Source organism: Sphingobacterium sp. HJSM2_6 (genome assembly GCF_049316305.1).
In the GTDB taxonomy this organism is placed as follows: Bacteria; Bacteroidota; Bacteroidia; order Sphingobacteriales; family Sphingobacteriaceae; genus Sphingobacterium.
On sequence record NZ_JBMOXB010000013.1, the window covers coordinates 24,614 to 40,837 of the forward strand.

Genomic DNA, 16,224 nt, shown 5'->3' on the forward strand with positions numbered 1-16,224 from the left:
GCTATTGATGTTTTACAAACTTTAATGTTTAGCAATCTGTTAAGGAGCATTTCTTAATTTTTCATATCGAGCTTTCATTTCATTTAACTTTTTCGGTTCTAGCTCCGCTAAATTATGTTGTTCTCCAAGATCCTTCTTAAGATTATACAATTGATAAACGGTTGAATTTCCCAATTCAATATTCACATTTTTGTTTACCGCTAAGCCAGGGTATGGGGGAATCATCACCCAATCTCCTGCACGCAAGATAGTTCTTGATGTCGCTTCTAAAATCAATTCATCCCTACCTTGATCATGTTTTCCCATAAAAGTTTTTAAGAAATCTTGACTGTCTGTATTTTCTGCGTTCTGTCCAGTCAATCTAGCTAATGAAGCTAGAAGATCAATTTGGCACACGATAGCGTCTGAAACTTTGGGATCAATTTTCCCTTTCCAATAACAGATGAATGGAACACGAAAGCCGGCCTCGTATAAACTATATTTTCCTCCACGTAAAGGACCACTAGGGCGATGATTACCTAGCCTTTCTACAGACTCATCAGAGTACCCATCATTGACCACAGGGCCATTATCACTGGTGAAAATTATTAACGTGTTTTCCAAAAGGTCCTCATCTTCCAACGTTTTTATTAAAGCCCCAATGGCATCATCCGCTTCTGCAATTACATCTCCTCGTGGACCCATGGTTGTTTTCCCAATATATCTTGGGTGAGGGGTACGAGGAACGTGCGGTTGTTGCATTGCGTAATAAAGAAAGAAAGGGGAGGACTTATGTGCAAGGACAAATGATTGTGCTTGCGTTAAAAAAATGTCAGACATGTCTTCATCCACCCATCTCGCTTTCTCACCACCACGCATAAAGCCAATCCGTGAAATGCCATTAATGATACTTTGATTATGCCCATGAAACCATTTCATTTTGAGTAGTTCCGGATTTTTTAGACCTGTAGGCTGGCCTTCATAATTTTGTTTATAGTTTACTTCAATAGGATCATTCTTATCCAAGCCTACTACATCCCCATTTTTTATGTAGACAGTCGGCACTCTGTCTTGAGTAGCTGCCATAATAAACGATTCCTTAAAACCCACTTGGTTTGGTCCAAGACGTATTGTTTTATTCCATTCCACATCCCCATCTCCCAATCCTAGATGCCATTTTCCAATAATACCTGTTTGGTAACCAGCATTCTGAAGCATTTTTGGGAGAGTTTGCTGACTACTGTCAATAAGTAGAGCTGCGTTTCCTGCCAATATCTTAGCGTCACTATTTCTCCAAGGATAAACTCCTGTCAACAGACCATATCGACTAGGGGTACAGGTGGAGGAGGTGGCGTAACCATTGGTAAATCGAATACCTCCATGGGCTAGCCTGTCCATATTTGGAGTTGAAATAGTCGTTGAACCGTAAGCACCAATATCCCCATACCCTAAATCATCCATGTTGATAATAATGATATTAGGCAATCGTTGCCCCCTAGTTTTTTCGACAGATTTGCAACTACAAATAGCCATAAGGACACATGCAATCCCTAATAAATGCACAAGATTTAGTTTCTTATTTTTCATTTAATTAATCAGTATAAAAAATACGACAGTTCAGTATTGTAAACCTCTGCTACGCTAATATTGCTTTCTTTTACAGGCTAATTTGTATTGCCAATTAGGCTTGGCATTGGCGCTTTTGTACGTTCTATCCAATCCAATAAATCTTGTAATAACTCGTTTCTTTTCTGTGTATTCACAAGGGCTAGATTTTTTCTTTCGCCGACATCATCTACGAGGTTATAGAGTTCTAATGCATTATTCGTTTCTATTTTTTGTTTTCCTCCAGAAGTTAACCATTCTTCATGGTAAAGGTGGAGTTTCCAGTCGCCTTTGCGAATGACAGAGACCGGTCTAGTCCTAAAAATACTGTCCCTTCCTCGAATTACAGGGTCATTTAAATAGCCTGGGAAATGCCAAAATATAGCTTCTCTTTTCGTCTTTAGTTCCTGCCCACTAAATAGTGGCCATAAATTTTCCCCATCTAGTTCAGTTGATTTACCCTTGGCTAGGGCTAAAAATGTTGGATATAAATCGATATTAATAATGGGTGTTTTATTTATAGTTCCTGCTTTAATTTTTCCCGGCCAATAGGCAATAAATGGTTCCCGAATACCACCTTCATAATAAGCTCCTTTATTGCCACGTAGGGGTTCTTGAGGAGATTGGTTTGTTGCACCATTATCACTTGTAAAAACGACCAAAGTGTTTTTGTCCAATCCAGTTTCCTTTAAATAGCTCATAATCATTCCCACAGTTTCGTCAAAGTCCGAGGTACATGCGGCATACAATGCTTGCTGTTTCTGGTATCCCTTCTTCAGGTATTTTTTAATGGTCTCTGGCCTTGCTTCCATTCGAGAGTGAATGGCATGATGTGCTAGGTAGAGGAAAAATGGTTTTTCTTCATTTTTTTGCCTGTCGACATATGCTAATGCTTCTTTTGTAAGGGAGAACATACCTTTAGGATCATCTGGAACACCCCAATCTTTATTTGGATTTTCTTTTCTTTCGTCTAGGTAAATATCAAATCCCTGAGCCAATGGATCAGTTTCTTTGGTTTTACCCAAATGCCATTTCCCAAAGAGTGCGGTATGATATCCTGCACCTTTTAATGCTTCCGCCATAGTTACGAATGAGGGGGCTAAATATTCGGTGTTTTCAACGGGTACCAACTTCATTTCTTTTACCGGTCCTCTTGAAGAACTTCCTACAGCAAAGACACCATGATAAGGAGAGTACTTCCCACTCAATAACGATGCACGACTGGGTGCGCAATTTCCCGCGGCAGCATAGGCATTTTCAAAAACCATCCCAGCCTTAGCTAAAGCATCGATATGCGGCGTTTCTATAAAAGAACTGCCAGTAAATCCACAATCTTTATATCCGAGGTCATCTGCAAAAATCACAATGATGTTTGGTTTTTTATCCGCAGCTGTAGCTGAGCTAAGCATAACGATCAGTGCGAGTATAATATTTCGTATGTCTTTCATATTTTTATAAGTTCAATCACGCTTAATCTCCAACTTTTTCAGCCTTGTTATATAATTCACTATAAGGTAATACCCCAGTGTTTATAAGAATCGACCGAATATAAAATTTATTCGTTGTTTCAGGTTTAGCTAATGCAGTTTTTAATCGGTTATTTATAGGACTTGCTAAACTACCTAAATTTTGTAAAACCATTAAAGATGGGCCGAAACCATTTTCCATTTGAGTAGCTAAATACGATAGCGATTCTTCAGCATTTTGTTTTAAGTAAACTTTAGCCTCTGCTAATAAACATTTTGCTTCTGGTAATGCCTCGCTAGATTGGTAATAATCAAGTGCTACGGTTGGCAATTTGTTTATTTTTAATAGTTTGGCCAATCCACATAATCCACTAGCTCCCCAATATTGAACTACAGGATCTTTATGCTTCAGATACCCTTCAAGTAGTTTTTGATTTTCCACCTTCCGATATGAAGCGGTTGCTGCAGCCTCAATTTGTTTTGCTATATCTATGTTTTGGCTACGGACAACATCGTATAGTGCCCCATGTTTTTGTAATTCATGGCGATATTCAATAGGCATAAATCCTAAGTCTTTTTGAAGCAACATTTCTTGCTGTAAGGCTTGTTTTAGTTCTAAAAATTTATCCTTTAATGCGGGGTCATTAATTTTATTAATGGTTTCTAATGAATCATTTTTAAGATCATATAATTCCAAGGGTTCAACGGGAAGCCAAAATTTTTGATGTAAATCATTTAATTTGCCGTTTTGATGCGATTGTTCCCAGGCTTGTTGGGCAGGCATTTGCCATTGATAGTCTTGGCGCGTCCCATTAGGATAGGCACTTTGAAAATTCCAGATTAATTTATATCGCCCATCGGTAATCGCTCGAGAAGGGGCATAGCTAAGGCTTTGATTACTTCGAAAAGTGAAGATATACTTTCTCGTATTTTCAGGTTTTTCTTGACCAGGGCCTAAAAAAGGTTTGCTAATCATAAAACTAGGAGTTTTTACGCCAGTTAAATTAAAAACCGTAGCGGGTAAGTCTACAAATGGGATGAGACGATCTGACACAGATGGTAAAGGGACATTGGCTAAGTGTTTCCATTTTTCTGGAAAATAAGCAATCATAGGAACCAATGTTCCACTTTCATAAATATACGCTTTACCTCTAGGAACTGTTCCTCCATGATCTGAGTAAAAGAATACAATGGTGTTTTCCGCTTCTCCGCTAGCTCGTAACTCCGCTAGTTTTTCTCCTATCCATTCATCCATCAGCATAACTGCATCCATATTCCAAGCGATGTCGTCTCGCACAGCTGGTAAATCTGGAATATATGAGGGTACTTGAATATCGGAAATAGGAACTGATCGAGGGGAACGATTTTCAAGGGTACGAGTGGCTACCCGAACCATATGGGTGATACCTGTATTAAAAACAGAAAAAAAAGGCTTTGATTTATCAGGTCTATTCAGATAAGTAGCTTTGGCATTTGAAATGTCCCACACATTCGCAGGAGTCTTCATGTTATTATAATCTTGTTTGGCATTATTGCTTGTAAAATAACCAGCATCTCTTAAATACTTAGGAAAATAAAATTCATCAGGTACGGGGCGTTTTTGTCGATGTACGTCGGTTCCCAAGCTTACCGCATATTTTCCGGAAATCAGTGTTGAGCGTGAAGGGGAACATTGTGCCGCATTGGAATGTGCTTTGCTATACCGAATTCCATTTGCCGCCAATGAATCTAAATTTGGAGTTTTAACCTGTTTATTGCCATAGCTACTTAAGTAGGGGCTCATATCCTCACAAACCAACCATAATATATTCGGTCTATCCTGTGCTTGGATGACCCAAACCTGCAGAATACTTACAAAAGTAAATATTAGTATCTTTTTCATCTTTTCTTTTCAGTCTATTTCAGCGTATAAAACAATACTTCACCAAACTTGCTCTATTCATACCTCAATGGTAGCAAGTATTCCAATGAAAAGTAAGCGTCATGCCTAGGTTGGTTTATTATGCTTGTTATAAGTTAAGACGATTAACTGGAATCAAAGTGGAAGAAATATTTTAAGAAATAAGGCTGGTGAATATTTTCAAGACTTTAAAACCAATTGCTATTGATGGTCCAACTTTCTTACCAGCACCTAAAACTTATTTTCAAGACTTTAATTTTAAATATGCTTAGTTAAACAGTCATTAAAGTTAATTGATTTATTTACTTTTTTTACGTAAAAACGACGAAATAGGTAATATTTTTGGATAAAAACTGAAATTTTCAGTGTTGGACGTAGCAATTACGTTGTTAGGCTCGTTTCATAAATAATTACTTATCTAAATAATGATCCTGATGAAATCTATTCCAGTCTTATTACTCCTTTTTATTTTTTTTAGTTGCTCTAAAGATAAAACATATAGTGATTTTAACCTTAAAGATGGTGAAATCGTAACGTTATTGGTAGATCATAAGTTTGGCTCTAGGGGCAATTTAGTATACCGATACCCTCAACTTATTCCTGGGGAAATACATCTATTTGGCTTTTTAGACAGAGAACCAGGCTACAACTATCATATAAAAGCTAAAATGGTGGTTCCTAATTTACCCCCACAAGATGGACCAAGTTATCACCTTGAGTTTCTAAATGTAGAGAAAAAGGAAAAATATTTGGGAAATGAAACTTTTGAAATACCACTGATTTTAGGCATTATTCCAGGTGGACCCTTTATTAATATGCATAAGGAAGAAGGGAAATATCTTTTCTCAAATAAGGTAACGCTAAATTTTACGGCTGAAGACATTGGTGAAAAATTGGAAGAAATTTGGCAACATAAAGTGGAAGTTGATCAAGTCCAAAAAACATTGAAATGGAAATCTATAACCTTAACGGTAAATCACGACCCTTCAAGTTTCGGACAGGCTTATATAGTATCTAAAATTACCGTTGAATAATACATCCAACCTATTGTTTAAACGAATCCTTATTTAGGCCGCTAAATAAGGATAATGAATCTATTTTCCCGGATATTGTATCCTGTTTCTCATAATTATAGTTATATTGATAAATTGAATGCAATATTAATTTCTAAAAGGGGAAGATTTTCATGTGTGCTATCACTTTAAAAGAATTGGCAGCAAAATTAGAGATATCTGTTTCGACGGTATCTAAGGCCTTAAACAATAGTTTTGAGATTAGTGAAGAAACCAAAGAGCGAGTGCGAAAATTGGCTCAAGAACACAATTACAGACCAAATATTTTAGCCAAAAGTCTTAAAACTGGACGTAGCAATTCCATTGGCGTTATTATCCCCTATTTAGGAAATCCATTTCAATCGCAAGTGCTGGAAGGAGCACATCAGGCAGCCTTTGAACGAAACTATAAATTGGTTTTTATGCAAAGCAGAGAAAATGCGTTATGGGAACAAGAATCATTGAACACTCTTCAACAACAAAATGTGGACGGTATCATTATTACACCATCCGCAAATAGTGATTTAAACTATTTGAAAGAGTTTCATCAAAGCTGTCCGCTTGTTCTTGTAGATCGAATAGATTTTGACCTAGAGACCTTCAAAATTGGCGTCAATAGTGAAAAAGGAGCCTATGAGGCTACCCAGCATTTAATTGATACAGGACGTAAACATATTCTGGTGCTTTGTGGACTAAATGTTGGGATAAATCAACAGCGTATATCGGGTTATACTAAAGCTTTATTAGCCAATTTTATACCTTTCCAAAAGGAAAACATTATTCAAGTAGATTATGGCTTATCTCGAATAGATTTGATTAAAAATCTTACGCAGAAACTTCAAGAAAAATTAAAATTACAACCTGAAGGCATCGGAATATTAGGCACAACAGATACCTTAACGGTTTCCGCATTAGGTATTCTAGCAAATCTAGGTGTTCAAGTACCTAAACAAGTTGCCGTTATAGGATTTGCAAATACCGAAGCTGCAGAATCCTTAAATCCATCCTTATCGACCATCATTCAACCCGCATTTGAAATCGGTCAAAAAGGTGTTGAAAAGTTGATTCAACTAATTGAATCAAAGGATCGGTTTAAAATAGATTTTAATACCACGATACTTGACACCCATATTGTTCCTCGGAATTCTACTAAAGTTTAACAGGCTTCATTTTAGGGACAAGAATCTTCATGATTATCCAGGCAATCAAATATGCTATTGCACAATAGCTGAAAACGAGCATATACCCTTGATCTATTCCATTAGTTACAATTTCTCCTTTTGTACGGAGCAACTTTAAGAATTCATCAATGTTTGCTACATCATGCTGTGCGAAAAAACTTTTTCTCGAATCTACATTTTCAAGCTCTGGAAATTTTTCCAATAGATGAATGCCATTGATCTTACTCCAATGCGTTTCGGCATAATCAAATAATTTACCAGAATAAATATTGATAAAAAAGGAACCAAGACCTCCTGCTAAACCCCCAATTCCTGTCACGGTACCAACGGATTTTTTAGGAAACATATCGCCAATTGTGGAGAAAATATTAGCAGACCATGATTGATGTGCGGCTGCTCCAATACCTATAAGGATGGTTGGTATCCAGAAAGAATAATGGCCAAATGGTTGTGCCAAAAGCACTAGTAAGGGGAAAAAGGCAAAGATTAACATAGCCCGCATTCTACCGGCATAAGGATTCATTCCTTTATTAATAAAATAGGAGGGTAGCCAACCGCCAATTAAGGATAACATCGTGATACCGTACAAAACAAATAAGGCTAATTGTCCATTCAAATCTGAGGATTTTACGCCGTAAACGGAACTTAAAAATGCGGGCATCCAAAATAAATAAAACCACCATACGCCATCGGTCATAAATTTTCCTATAGCAAATGCCCAAGTTTGTTTATGTTTTAAACAATTTAAGATGCTTACTTTTCCTTGAACTACCGGTGTAGTAGTATCATTTGACTCCGATTCCAAGCGATCATCTTGTTGGATATAAAGTAATTCTTCTTCATTGACTTTGGGATGAACTTCTGGTTTTTCATACATGAATATCCAAAACCCTAACCAGATAAATCCAAGCGCACCTATGATGATGAAAGACATTTCCCATCCCCAATGTTTGGCTATAACAGGTATACATAACGGAGCGATTAATGCACCTATCGTCGAGCCCGCATTAAAGATACTTGTAGCAAAAGCACGGTCTTTTTTAGGAAAATACTCCGCCGTAGCTTTTATCGCTGCAGGGAAGTTTCCAGCCTCTCCGATTGCTAACACGAAACGTGCAAAAATGAATAGAACAACACTGACATTAATAACCCTAGAAAAATCATGGACATTTTTTATCGCATCTTTTGCTCCTTCGAATCCCACAAACCATTCTCCAGCGATGATACCTGAGGTGGCTATTCCGCAAAAAGCATGTAAAATCGCACCGATAGACCAAACGATGATAGCCCAAATAAACCCTTTTTTCGTATCTATCCAATCAATAAAACGGCCCGCGAAAAGCATCCCTACAGCATAAAAAATAGAGAATAATGCAGTAATTAAACCATAGTCGTTGTTGGTCCAATGAAATTCAGGAGATATGAAATCTTTCCAGGTTAATGATAAAACTTGTCTATCTAGGTAATTGATGGTTGTTGCGAAAAATAGAAGTGCGCAAATAGTCCATCTATATTTTCCCGCTTTTTGTTCTGTCATATTTTTCGTTTATAGGGTTTTCTCTCATTTGGTTAAAATTATAATGTGGTTGTTTAAACCATTTCCGAAAAATAGGACTGCGGAAATTGACCAACTTATAATTCTATATAATAATCCTAAATAATGCTGGAAATTAAAAGAATTATTTACTTAAACGATTGCGTAGATTTTAGAATTAATTAATGTTTCGTGTTTGTTTTACTAAAAATCGAAATCGATTTCGCAGATAAAAGTCATTTTAACTATTAACTTGTGCTAACTTATAGTTTTTAAATCAAACATATAATGAAAGCAACTTTTGAAAGTCGTTATGCAATCGGCCCAAATGAATCGAAAATTTTAGATACCGAAGGATTGAGGAATAATTTTTTAATAGAGAAACTATTTACACCAGATAAAATTCATTTTACCTATAGCCATTACGATCGTTATATTATAGGAGGCGCTATGCCTTTACAAGAAAAAATTAAATTAGAAACTATTGAACCTCTGCTCAAAGAAGCATATTTTTTAAGTAGAAGAGAGCTGGTGGTTATCAATGTAGGGGGAGATGGAAAAGTAGAAATTGATGGTGAAATTATAGACTTAAATTATAAAGAAGCACTTTATATCGGTAAGGGAGTTCGGGAAGTTTTCTTTGTAAGTGCAAATCAAGAAAAGCCTGCAAAATTCTACATCAATTCCACACCAGCTCACCAAAGCTATCCCACAAAGAAAATTACCAAAGATCAGGCAAACAAAATTGAATTGGGATCGCCTGAAACTTCGAATCATCGAATCATTAATCAAATGGTGTTACATACCGTTGTTCAAACTTGTCAAATTCAAATGGGTATGACAGAATTGAAAGTTGGATCCGTATGGAATACTATGCCTGCTCATACTCATGACCGTAGGATGGAGGTTTATTTTTATTTTGAACTGCCAGAAAATCAATCAATCTCTCATTTTATGGGGCCAGTGAATGAAACAAGGCATATTTGGACACAAAATGAACAAGCAGTTATTTCTCCCCCTTGGTCTATACATGCTGGAGCTGGAACCAGTAATTACTCCTTTATTTGGGGTATGGCAGGGGAAAATTTAGATTATGACGATATGGATAAATGTCCAATCAATGAACTTAAATAACATGAAAATAATTTGGCTATTGGGTCTATGTACATTCCTTTTAACTGGAAATGTTCATGCGCAAAAATATATTCAGGTTGTCAATTCATCCGCTACAGATAGGAATGAAGTTATTTCTATTTCCTATGCAAAATTTTCCAAACACTTTAATCAAGACAGCATATTTTCAGTACAGGATGAAAATGCTAAGGTGATACCACATCAATTGGAAAAACTGGGAGGTCAAGAACCTGTCAATGTACTTTTACTCGTTCATTTAGCTCCTTATGCAAAACTTAAGCTTTTGGTAAGCGATAAAACGGCCCCTCATCCAGCTCCTAAAACCTTTGCGCGCTATGTCCCTGAGAGATTTGATGATTTTGCTTGGGAAAATGATGTATTAGCTTTTAGGATGTATGGAAAAGCATTGGAAGGAAGAGCAGACGATGCGCAAGGTATGGATGTTTGGGCTAAAAGAACAAGTCAATTAATCATCAACGAATGGTATAAGACAGGGGATTATCATAAGGATCATGGAGAAGGGCTGGACTATTATTCAGTTGGACAAACACTAGGAGCTGGAGATGTAGGTTTTTACATTAAGGAGAAATTGACCTTCAGCAAGCACTACCGGAACTATAAAATATTGGACAATGGTCCTTTAAGAACAACCTTTAAATTGGACTTCGATCCTGAAGAAGTGGAAGGGCAACGAATCGTTTTTAGCAAAACAATTCGGTTAGATGCAGGAAGTAACTTTAATAAAATCACGTTAAACTATGCTAATCAATCCGAATCATCGACTCCTATTGCTATAGGAATTGCGAAAAGAAAGGAGGAAAATCCTTTATTGTCGGTAGCAAAAAAACCATTTTCATTAACTTATTGGGAACCAGCGGTAGCAAATAATGGGGTGTTGGGAGTTGCCGTTATTATTCCTAAAGCTGAAGTACGGTATTTAAGTGATCGAAAGGAGCAATCGCTCCTGATTACTCATGTTCGAAACCATCAAGAATTTATTTATTACAATGGAGCAGCATGGAATAAAGCAGGAAAAGTAAGTAATGAAAAAGAATGGATTGAAACTGTAGAATTATATAAAAGCCAGTTAAGGGAACCTTTAAGCATAAAATTAAAATAAAAACATGTCAGTATTAAATTCATTTGAATTAACAGGTAAAACTGCATTAGTTACCGGTTGTAAGCGAGGCATAGGTAAAGCGATGGCCATCGCTTTAGCAGAAGCAGGTGCTGATGTAATTGGGGTTTCTGCTAGCTTGGAAATGGAAGGTTCGGAAGTAGAAAGGGAAATTCACTCCTTAGGAAAGAAATTCTATGCCTATTCCTGTGATTTTTCGAAACGTGAAGACTTATATGCATTTATAGCAAAAGTCAAAATGGAGCATCCTAGAATTGATATATTAATAAATAACGCAGGGAATATTCTAAGGAAACCGGCTGCAGAACACTCAGATGACTATTGGGATCAAATTATCGAAATTAATCAAAATGCGCAGTTTATATTAACTCGGGAGATTGGTAAAGATATGCTTGCTCGTGCTGCCGGGAAAATAATTTTTACAGCGTCTTTATTGTCCTTTCAAGGAGGGGTAAATGTGCCGGGCTATGCGGCTTCTAAAGGCGCTATAGCTTCCTTGACAAAGGCTTTTGCAAATGAATGGGCCAGCAAAGGGGTGAATGTGAATGCCATTGCTCCGGGTTATATTGCTACAGATAATACGGAAGCTTTACGGCAGGATGCAAGCCGATCAGCATCCATATTAGACCGTATACCTGCTGGTCGATGGGGGGAAGCCAATGACTTTAAAGGGCCTGTTGTATTCTTAGCTTCCAATGCCTCCAATTATGTTCATGGAACTATTCTAACTGTAGACGGGGGCTGGATGGGAAGATAACATAAAGGCTTATCATTTCGATAAGCCTTTATGTTGTGTTTAATTTTCAAAACTATTTTAATTCCTTCAATCGTGTTAATGCTTCCAAATAATAGTAATCGGCATAGGTAAGTGGGACGTCAACTTCCGAGTTATGAGGTAAACTGCCAACACTATGTTTAAGTAAAAACCCTGCATTAGCTTTGTAAGCTGCAAAATAGGCAGGGCTCGACAAGCTCTTCAAAGATTTTTCTGCAAAATTTAAAAACGCTTTTTTATCCTTAGCCTCAGAAAATCCTGAAAGCTCTACTAATGCGGAGGCAACAATTGCTGCTGCAGAAGCGTCTCTCGGTGCAGGGGAAATATTTCGACCTGTAAAATCTACATGGGAAGTATATCCATTCTCAAAAGCATTGAAATCCCAATTTGGAATTTTATCTTTTGCTAAGCTTGCGTGCTGTATGTAAAATTTGGCAGCTTGTTGAGCGGTTTTAAGGTAAGCTGGATCTTTTGTTTCTCGGTACATCATCGTAAAACCATAGATTGCCCAAGCTTGACCTCTTGCCCAAGTCGAATTATCCGAATAGCCTTGATTCGTTTGTTGATGAAGTACATTTCCATGCTCATCATAATCTACCACATGATAAGTGCTGTAATCTGTACGGAAATGATTTTTCATCGTTTTGTTCGCATGACTAATCGCCACTTTTTTATATTTTGGATCACCCGTAATTTTCGAAGTATAACACAACATTTCTAAATTCATCATATTGTCAATGATCACCGGATATTTCCAAACTGTTTTGTTATCCCATGACTTTTTTTGATTCCAAGACTTTATCAGACCTACCTGCTCATCATACCTTTTTAATGCGGTATTAGAGGAGTGTATGATGATGTCTTTATATGCTTTTACTTTCTCCGGATCATTTAGGTATTTTATGGCATTTCCATAGCTACAATACATGACAAAACCAATGTCATGATGTTGATCTAAATCTTTTGCTTTTTCCAATTTTTCAGTCCATTTGATAGCTTCTTCTTTAATTTGCTCATTGGCAGTTTGATGATATATATACCACAATGAACCTGGGAAAAAGCCACCAGTCCAATCCCATTCATTTGTACCCACAAGTTTATCTTGCTTCATGCTTCTTGGGAATTTATTCAATACATCGGCTTCCGCAGACAGGTATAAATATTGCTGTTCTGCTTTGTTAAATATTTTGGAAATAAAACCAGAGGGTTGCGGTTTCATACTCATAAATAAGAGTAAACAGACTAAGGTAATGGTTAATGTGAATTTAAGTTTCATAGTTAATAATGCTAATAAGTTACATAATAATCTCTAGGGAATTTTTGTCCAGAAAATGCTTTTTGAGAAGTCCATTGCTCAGGTTTACTACTCCAAAAAGGATCAGTCTCCGGTAATCCTAGAGCAATAAATGATAAGGAAGCTTCGTATAACGATCCTGAATTTGTATAAGAATCTGCGATGTTTCCTTGATTGGCTGATGTCAACCCAAGTACTAACCAGCCATGTTGATCATAAAGCTCATGGTTGTAAATGTTTTTAAGCATCGCGGTCATTGCACAGCGTACTTGTGCAGGACTTAAACTTTCTGGTAATTTATTATCCAATGCTACTGCTGCCAAAGGTTGAAATCCTCCATTTCTATACGTTGAGCTTCTCCCTATTACAGGATAATAACCATCCGGAGAAATCATGCGTTCTAAATGCACTGCATATCGTTGCATACGTCTATACGCACGTTGGTATTGCTCCTCGTATTTTTCCGAAACAGGGGTGTTGTGTTTTAAAGTTTCGACCAACATACAGTGGATCACAAATCCATTATAATGATCGAAACTGAATCTATCTCCATCACTATACCAGCCATCTCCTACATACCAATCTTTGTCGAATTTTTCGATAGCATGATCTATTTTTATTCTTTCTGGCTCGACACCAACATGAAATAAAAAGGTCTCTGTCATTGCTGCAAACAAAAGCCAATTGCTTTCATTTGGTACAATCCATCGGATATGTTTAAACTCCGCTATGACCTGCTGTTTTGTCCTTGCAGGGAGTGGATCCCACAATGTTTTTGGGGCACGTAAAAATGCGAGAGCCAAATGTGCGGCATCCACTAATGTCTGTTTTGACTGATCGCGCCAAGCAAAATAATCTGGAGAGTTGGGATTCACCCCATGTTGTATGCCAAGTAATGCTTGTTTTAATAATTTATCACGTATTTTTCCCTCTTCACTACCATCGTTGGGAAGTGCAAGCCAGGGTGCTATTCCTGCCAATAAACGGCCAAATGCCTCTAAATATCCTACCTTGGGATTTCGCCCATCAAAGGATTCGGAAACAACCATTGGCATGTTTTTTTGGAAAGTTTCTTGACTGATGTTTTCTAAAATAGGAGCAGCCATTTTATGGATGATGGATACCCAATAAGCTCGATCATTGCTGTGCTCATTTTCTAGTTTAGGACGCATTCGATTCTTGTTGTCTTCTACAAGATTGCCGTGATTACTTAGCGATATTCCCCCTATAAATAATCCGGCCTGTTGTAACCAAGTTCTTCGCTTCATACGTTTAGTTGATTGTAAATTTATATTTACCTTTTGCGGGCATTGTTTTCGCCTTAAAAACCAATCGATAAATTTTCGGTCCCCAAACATTACTTAAACGTTGGTCCTCTTGAATAATTTCTTCAATGGAAGGTTCAAATATCTTGGAGTCAAAGGACATGGAATGTGCCCCATTGTTTAACAGGATTTTAGCATTTTCTATTTTGGGTGCTGAGGCCAATAAAAAATGAATGCTATTTTCTTTTTTAGGGTTTTTTAGATTGAATTCATCACTGATAATTAGTTCTTCATTTTTTAGTTGATAAGTTCTAACCCAAGATATTATTCCCGCATCTTTTGGATAAGCATCTGCAAGGTTTAATTTAAATTGTGCTACTTTTGGATCAAAATTTACCTCTTTTGATTTGTATTGTGCTCCATACACTTGGTCGTATCCATTGATCTGTGGTAGATTGTGGTAATTGCTTTGCATGGTCCAAATTTGATAGCGCTCTTTACTAAAGGTCTTTTTATTATAAGTTCCAACTCCTGCGTCAATGAATACAGGTTGAAGATTTTTGTATAAAATAAAGCTTCCTACATCATTGTGATTATGGCTTTCATTGTTGAAACCTCCCTTTGCAGCAAAGAATAAATTTTTTTGTCGGATATATAAAAATTCGGTTTCTGAATACCACTTATACGGGTTTTCGGGTAGACCGGCAGTCTCTTCTTGAATTGATGCTAGACTTTTAAAATCTTCTAAACCTCTAAATGCATCTCGATTTATGCTGATTTTGTTCGATTGTTGATCATATAGGTATTTTGCAAACTTTTTCATTTCTGTACTGCCGACAGATGCTCCATAGCGATAGATTAACAATGGATATCCAGCACCTTTGGCAGAGGCATCTGCAAAATTGACTACCCAAGAATCACCTCCAATATAAGATTGGGAGATGTATTCTCCCATGTCTTTGATCAGTTTTTGATCAAAGACATTCACTTTATTATTCGTAGATAAGGATAAGATTTTTAGGTAATCGTATAATTTTCCTGCGGCATGTCCCCAGTAGGAGGGGCCTTCTTCACAAGCACCATCATTTTTTACATAGTTAATAAATTGATCAACCGATCGCATCGTTTTATATACTCCTGCCGATTTCGCATCGACATCCTCTTCTATCAGTAATAGACAAGTCAATACATTAAAATTACACCAAGGATTCCAATTGTTGACAATGCCATTATTTCTCAATTCAAACGCTTGCCACCACATGTCATTCCGTTCCATGTAGGGTTCAATGATACGGCTACGAATATGATGATTCAATCGTTTACTTATCTCAGGATTTACGTTATCCATCTCCTCTTTTAAAAAATAGTGGATCCAGGAAAGTAAAGATCCCATATCGCCGGCCATCAGATCCACCACATGGAAGTCTTGCTGGGCTAAGGTTCTTTTGGAAGGTTGATAGGCTGGGACATGCGCAGATAGTGACCAGGTGCTCATTTCAGTAAAGTACCAAACACCATTTATGATCTGATCCAAGTACTTACCTTTACCCTCAGCTAATTCAGCGAAGAATAAATTGGCAAGTGCAGTCGCATTCTCATTCATAGGTTTCTCCATAATGACACGGGAACCATTTCGTTCATAGGCCAAATAATCGGTAGCTTTTACGACCTGCCAAGTATAATTCAATCCCTGATCACCTTTTTCTATCAAAGAGTGATACACCGTACTCGTCAAGTCTTTCCAGGCAGCACGATCTGTATAAACTGGATAGGGAACCCAATTTTTGTTTTCCAACAAATAGCTTTTTACCGTCTGCTGGCTAAACTTGCTGACTAATAAATCGTCAGTGTTTTGATTTGCACGAGCATTTGTGAGTGTACAACTCAAACATATCAGGATT

At 37.1% G+C, this 16,224-nt stretch carries 12 protein-coding genes; 5 read left to right on the forward strand and 7 right to left on the reverse strand.

Features of this window, described 5'->3' with window-relative positions; all coding sequences use genetic code 11:
* Positions 1-39 precede the first annotated feature (39 nt).
* The 3 genes from ACFRAE_RS12145 to ACFRAE_RS12155 all read right to left on the reverse strand — a co-directional run bounded on the left by ACFRAE_RS12145 (position 40) and on the right by ACFRAE_RS12155 (position 4,932).
* Complete coding sequence (locus ACFRAE_RS12145; RefSeq protein ID WP_422797429.1) at positions 40-1,566, reverse strand: sulfatase family protein; 1,527 nt, start codon at positions 1,564-1,566, stop codon at positions 40-42.
* A 77-nt stretch (positions 1,567-1,643) separates the two neighbouring features.
* Positions 1,644-3,032 (reverse strand): sulfatase, encoded by a 1,389-nt coding sequence (locus ACFRAE_RS12150; RefSeq protein ID WP_422797430.1) that lies wholly within the window; start codon positions 3,030-3,032, stop codon positions 1,644-1,646.
* A 22-nt stretch (positions 3,033-3,054) separates the two neighbouring features.
* Entirely contained in the window at positions 3,055-4,932 is a 1,878-nt protein-coding gene (locus tag ACFRAE_RS12155) for a sulfatase family protein (protein WP_422797431.1), read from the reverse strand.
* Between the two features lie 452 nt (positions 4,933-5,384).
* On the opposite strand from ACFRAE_RS12155, the gene ACFRAE_RS12160 reads away from it, so the two are divergent.
* A complete protein-coding gene (locus ACFRAE_RS12160) occupies positions 5,385-5,984 on the forward strand; it encodes a hypothetical protein (RefSeq protein WP_422797432.1) in 600 nt (199 codons plus the stop codon).
* 152 nt (positions 5,985-6,136) lie between these two features.
* Positions 6,137-7,162 (forward strand): LacI family DNA-binding transcriptional regulator, encoded by a 1,026-nt coding sequence (locus ACFRAE_RS12165; protein WP_422797433.1) that lies wholly within the window; start codon positions 6,137-6,139, stop codon positions 7,160-7,162.
* On the opposite strand, the gene ACFRAE_RS12170 is transcribed toward ACFRAE_RS12165, so the two are convergent.
* Positions 7,152-8,720 (reverse strand): MFS transporter, encoded by a 1,569-nt coding sequence (locus ACFRAE_RS12170; RefSeq protein WP_422797434.1) that lies wholly within the window; start codon positions 8,718-8,720, stop codon positions 7,152-7,154. The two genes, ACFRAE_RS12165 and ACFRAE_RS12170, sit on opposite strands and share 11 nt — an antisense overlap.
* A gap of 285 nt (positions 8,721-9,005) precedes the next feature.
* On the opposite strand from ACFRAE_RS12170, the gene kduI reads away from it, so the two are divergent.
* Genes kduI through ACFRAE_RS12185 form a run of 3 tightly spaced genes read left to right on the forward strand, consistent with a single transcriptional unit; the run spans position 9,006 to position 11,746 of the window.
* The gene (gene kduI, locus ACFRAE_RS12175; RefSeq protein WP_422797435.1) at positions 9,006-9,851 is read left to right on the forward strand and encodes a 5-dehydro-4-deoxy-D-glucuronate isomerase; all 846 of its coding nucleotides are present in this window, start codon (positions 9,006-9,008) and stop codon (positions 9,849-9,851) included.
* A gap of 1 nt (position 9,852) precedes the next feature.
* Complete coding sequence (locus ACFRAE_RS12180) at positions 9,853-10,971, forward strand: DUF4861 family protein (protein WP_422797436.1); 1,119 nt, start codon at positions 9,853-9,855, stop codon at positions 10,969-10,971.
* 4 nt (positions 10,972-10,975) lie between these two features.
* Positions 10,976-11,746 (forward strand): SDR family NAD(P)-dependent oxidoreductase, encoded by a 771-nt coding sequence (locus ACFRAE_RS12185; RefSeq protein ID WP_422797437.1) that lies wholly within the window; start codon positions 10,976-10,978, stop codon positions 11,744-11,746.
* Positions 11,747-11,798: 52 nt separating this feature from the next.
* On the opposite strand, the gene ACFRAE_RS12190 is transcribed toward ACFRAE_RS12185, so the two are convergent.
* The 3 genes from ACFRAE_RS12190 to ACFRAE_RS12200 are packed head-to-tail and all read right to left on the reverse strand — an operon-like array spanning position 11,799 to position 16,211.
* A complete protein-coding gene (locus ACFRAE_RS12190; protein WP_422797438.1) occupies positions 11,799-13,040 on the reverse strand; it encodes a glycoside hydrolase family 88 protein in 1,242 nt (413 codons plus the stop codon).
* Positions 13,041-13,051: 11 nt separating this feature from the next.
* Complete coding sequence (locus tag ACFRAE_RS12195) at positions 13,052-14,326, reverse strand: DUF2264 domain-containing protein (RefSeq protein ID WP_422797439.1); 1,275 nt, start codon at positions 14,324-14,326, stop codon at positions 13,052-13,054.
* Between the two features lie 4 nt (positions 14,327-14,330).
* Complete coding sequence (locus tag ACFRAE_RS12200; RefSeq protein WP_422797440.1) at positions 14,331-16,211, reverse strand: heparinase II/III domain-containing protein; 1,881 nt, start codon at positions 16,209-16,211, stop codon at positions 14,331-14,333.
* Positions 16,212-16,224 lie beyond the last annotated feature (13 nt).

Bases quoted from the DNA above. Each gene is read 5' to 3' on its own strand.
- ACFRAE_RS12170 (WP_422797434.1), bottom strand. From the start codon at position 8,720: ATGACAGAACAAAAAGCGGGAAAATATAGATGGACTATTTGCGCACTT.
- ACFRAE_RS12185 (WP_422797437.1), top strand. From the start codon at position 10,976: ATGTCAGTATTAAATTCATTTGAATTAACAGGTAAAACTGCATTAGTT.
- ACFRAE_RS12190 (WP_422797438.1), bottom strand. From the start codon at position 13,040: ATGAAACTTAAATTCACATTAACCATTACCTTAGTCTGTTTACTCTTA.
- ACFRAE_RS12145 (WP_422797429.1), bottom strand. From the start codon at position 1,566: ATGAAAAATAAGAAACTAAATCTTGTGCATTTATTAGGGATTGCATGT.
- ACFRAE_RS12195 (WP_422797439.1), bottom strand. From the start codon at position 14,326: ATGAAGCGAAGAACTTGGTTACAACAGGCCGGATTATTTATAGGGGGA.
- ACFRAE_RS12165 (WP_422797433.1), top strand. From the start codon at position 6,137: ATGTGTGCTATCACTTTAAAAGAATTGGCAGCAAAATTAGAGATATCT.
- ACFRAE_RS12150 (WP_422797430.1), bottom strand. From the start codon at position 3,032: ATGAAAGACATACGAAATATTATACTCGCACTGATCGTTATGCTTAGC.
- kduI (WP_422797435.1), top strand. From the start codon at position 9,006: ATGAAAGCAACTTTTGAAAGTCGTTATGCAATCGGCCCAAATGAATCG.
- ACFRAE_RS12180 (WP_422797436.1), top strand. From the start codon at position 9,853: ATGAAAATAATTTGGCTATTGGGTCTATGTACATTCCTTTTAACTGGA.
- ACFRAE_RS12155 (WP_422797431.1), bottom strand. From the start codon at position 4,932: ATGAAAAAGATACTAATATTTACTTTTGTAAGTATTCTGCAGGTTTGG.
- ACFRAE_RS12160 (WP_422797432.1), top strand. From the start codon at position 5,385: ATGAAATCTATTCCAGTCTTATTACTCCTTTTTATTTTTTTTAGTTGC.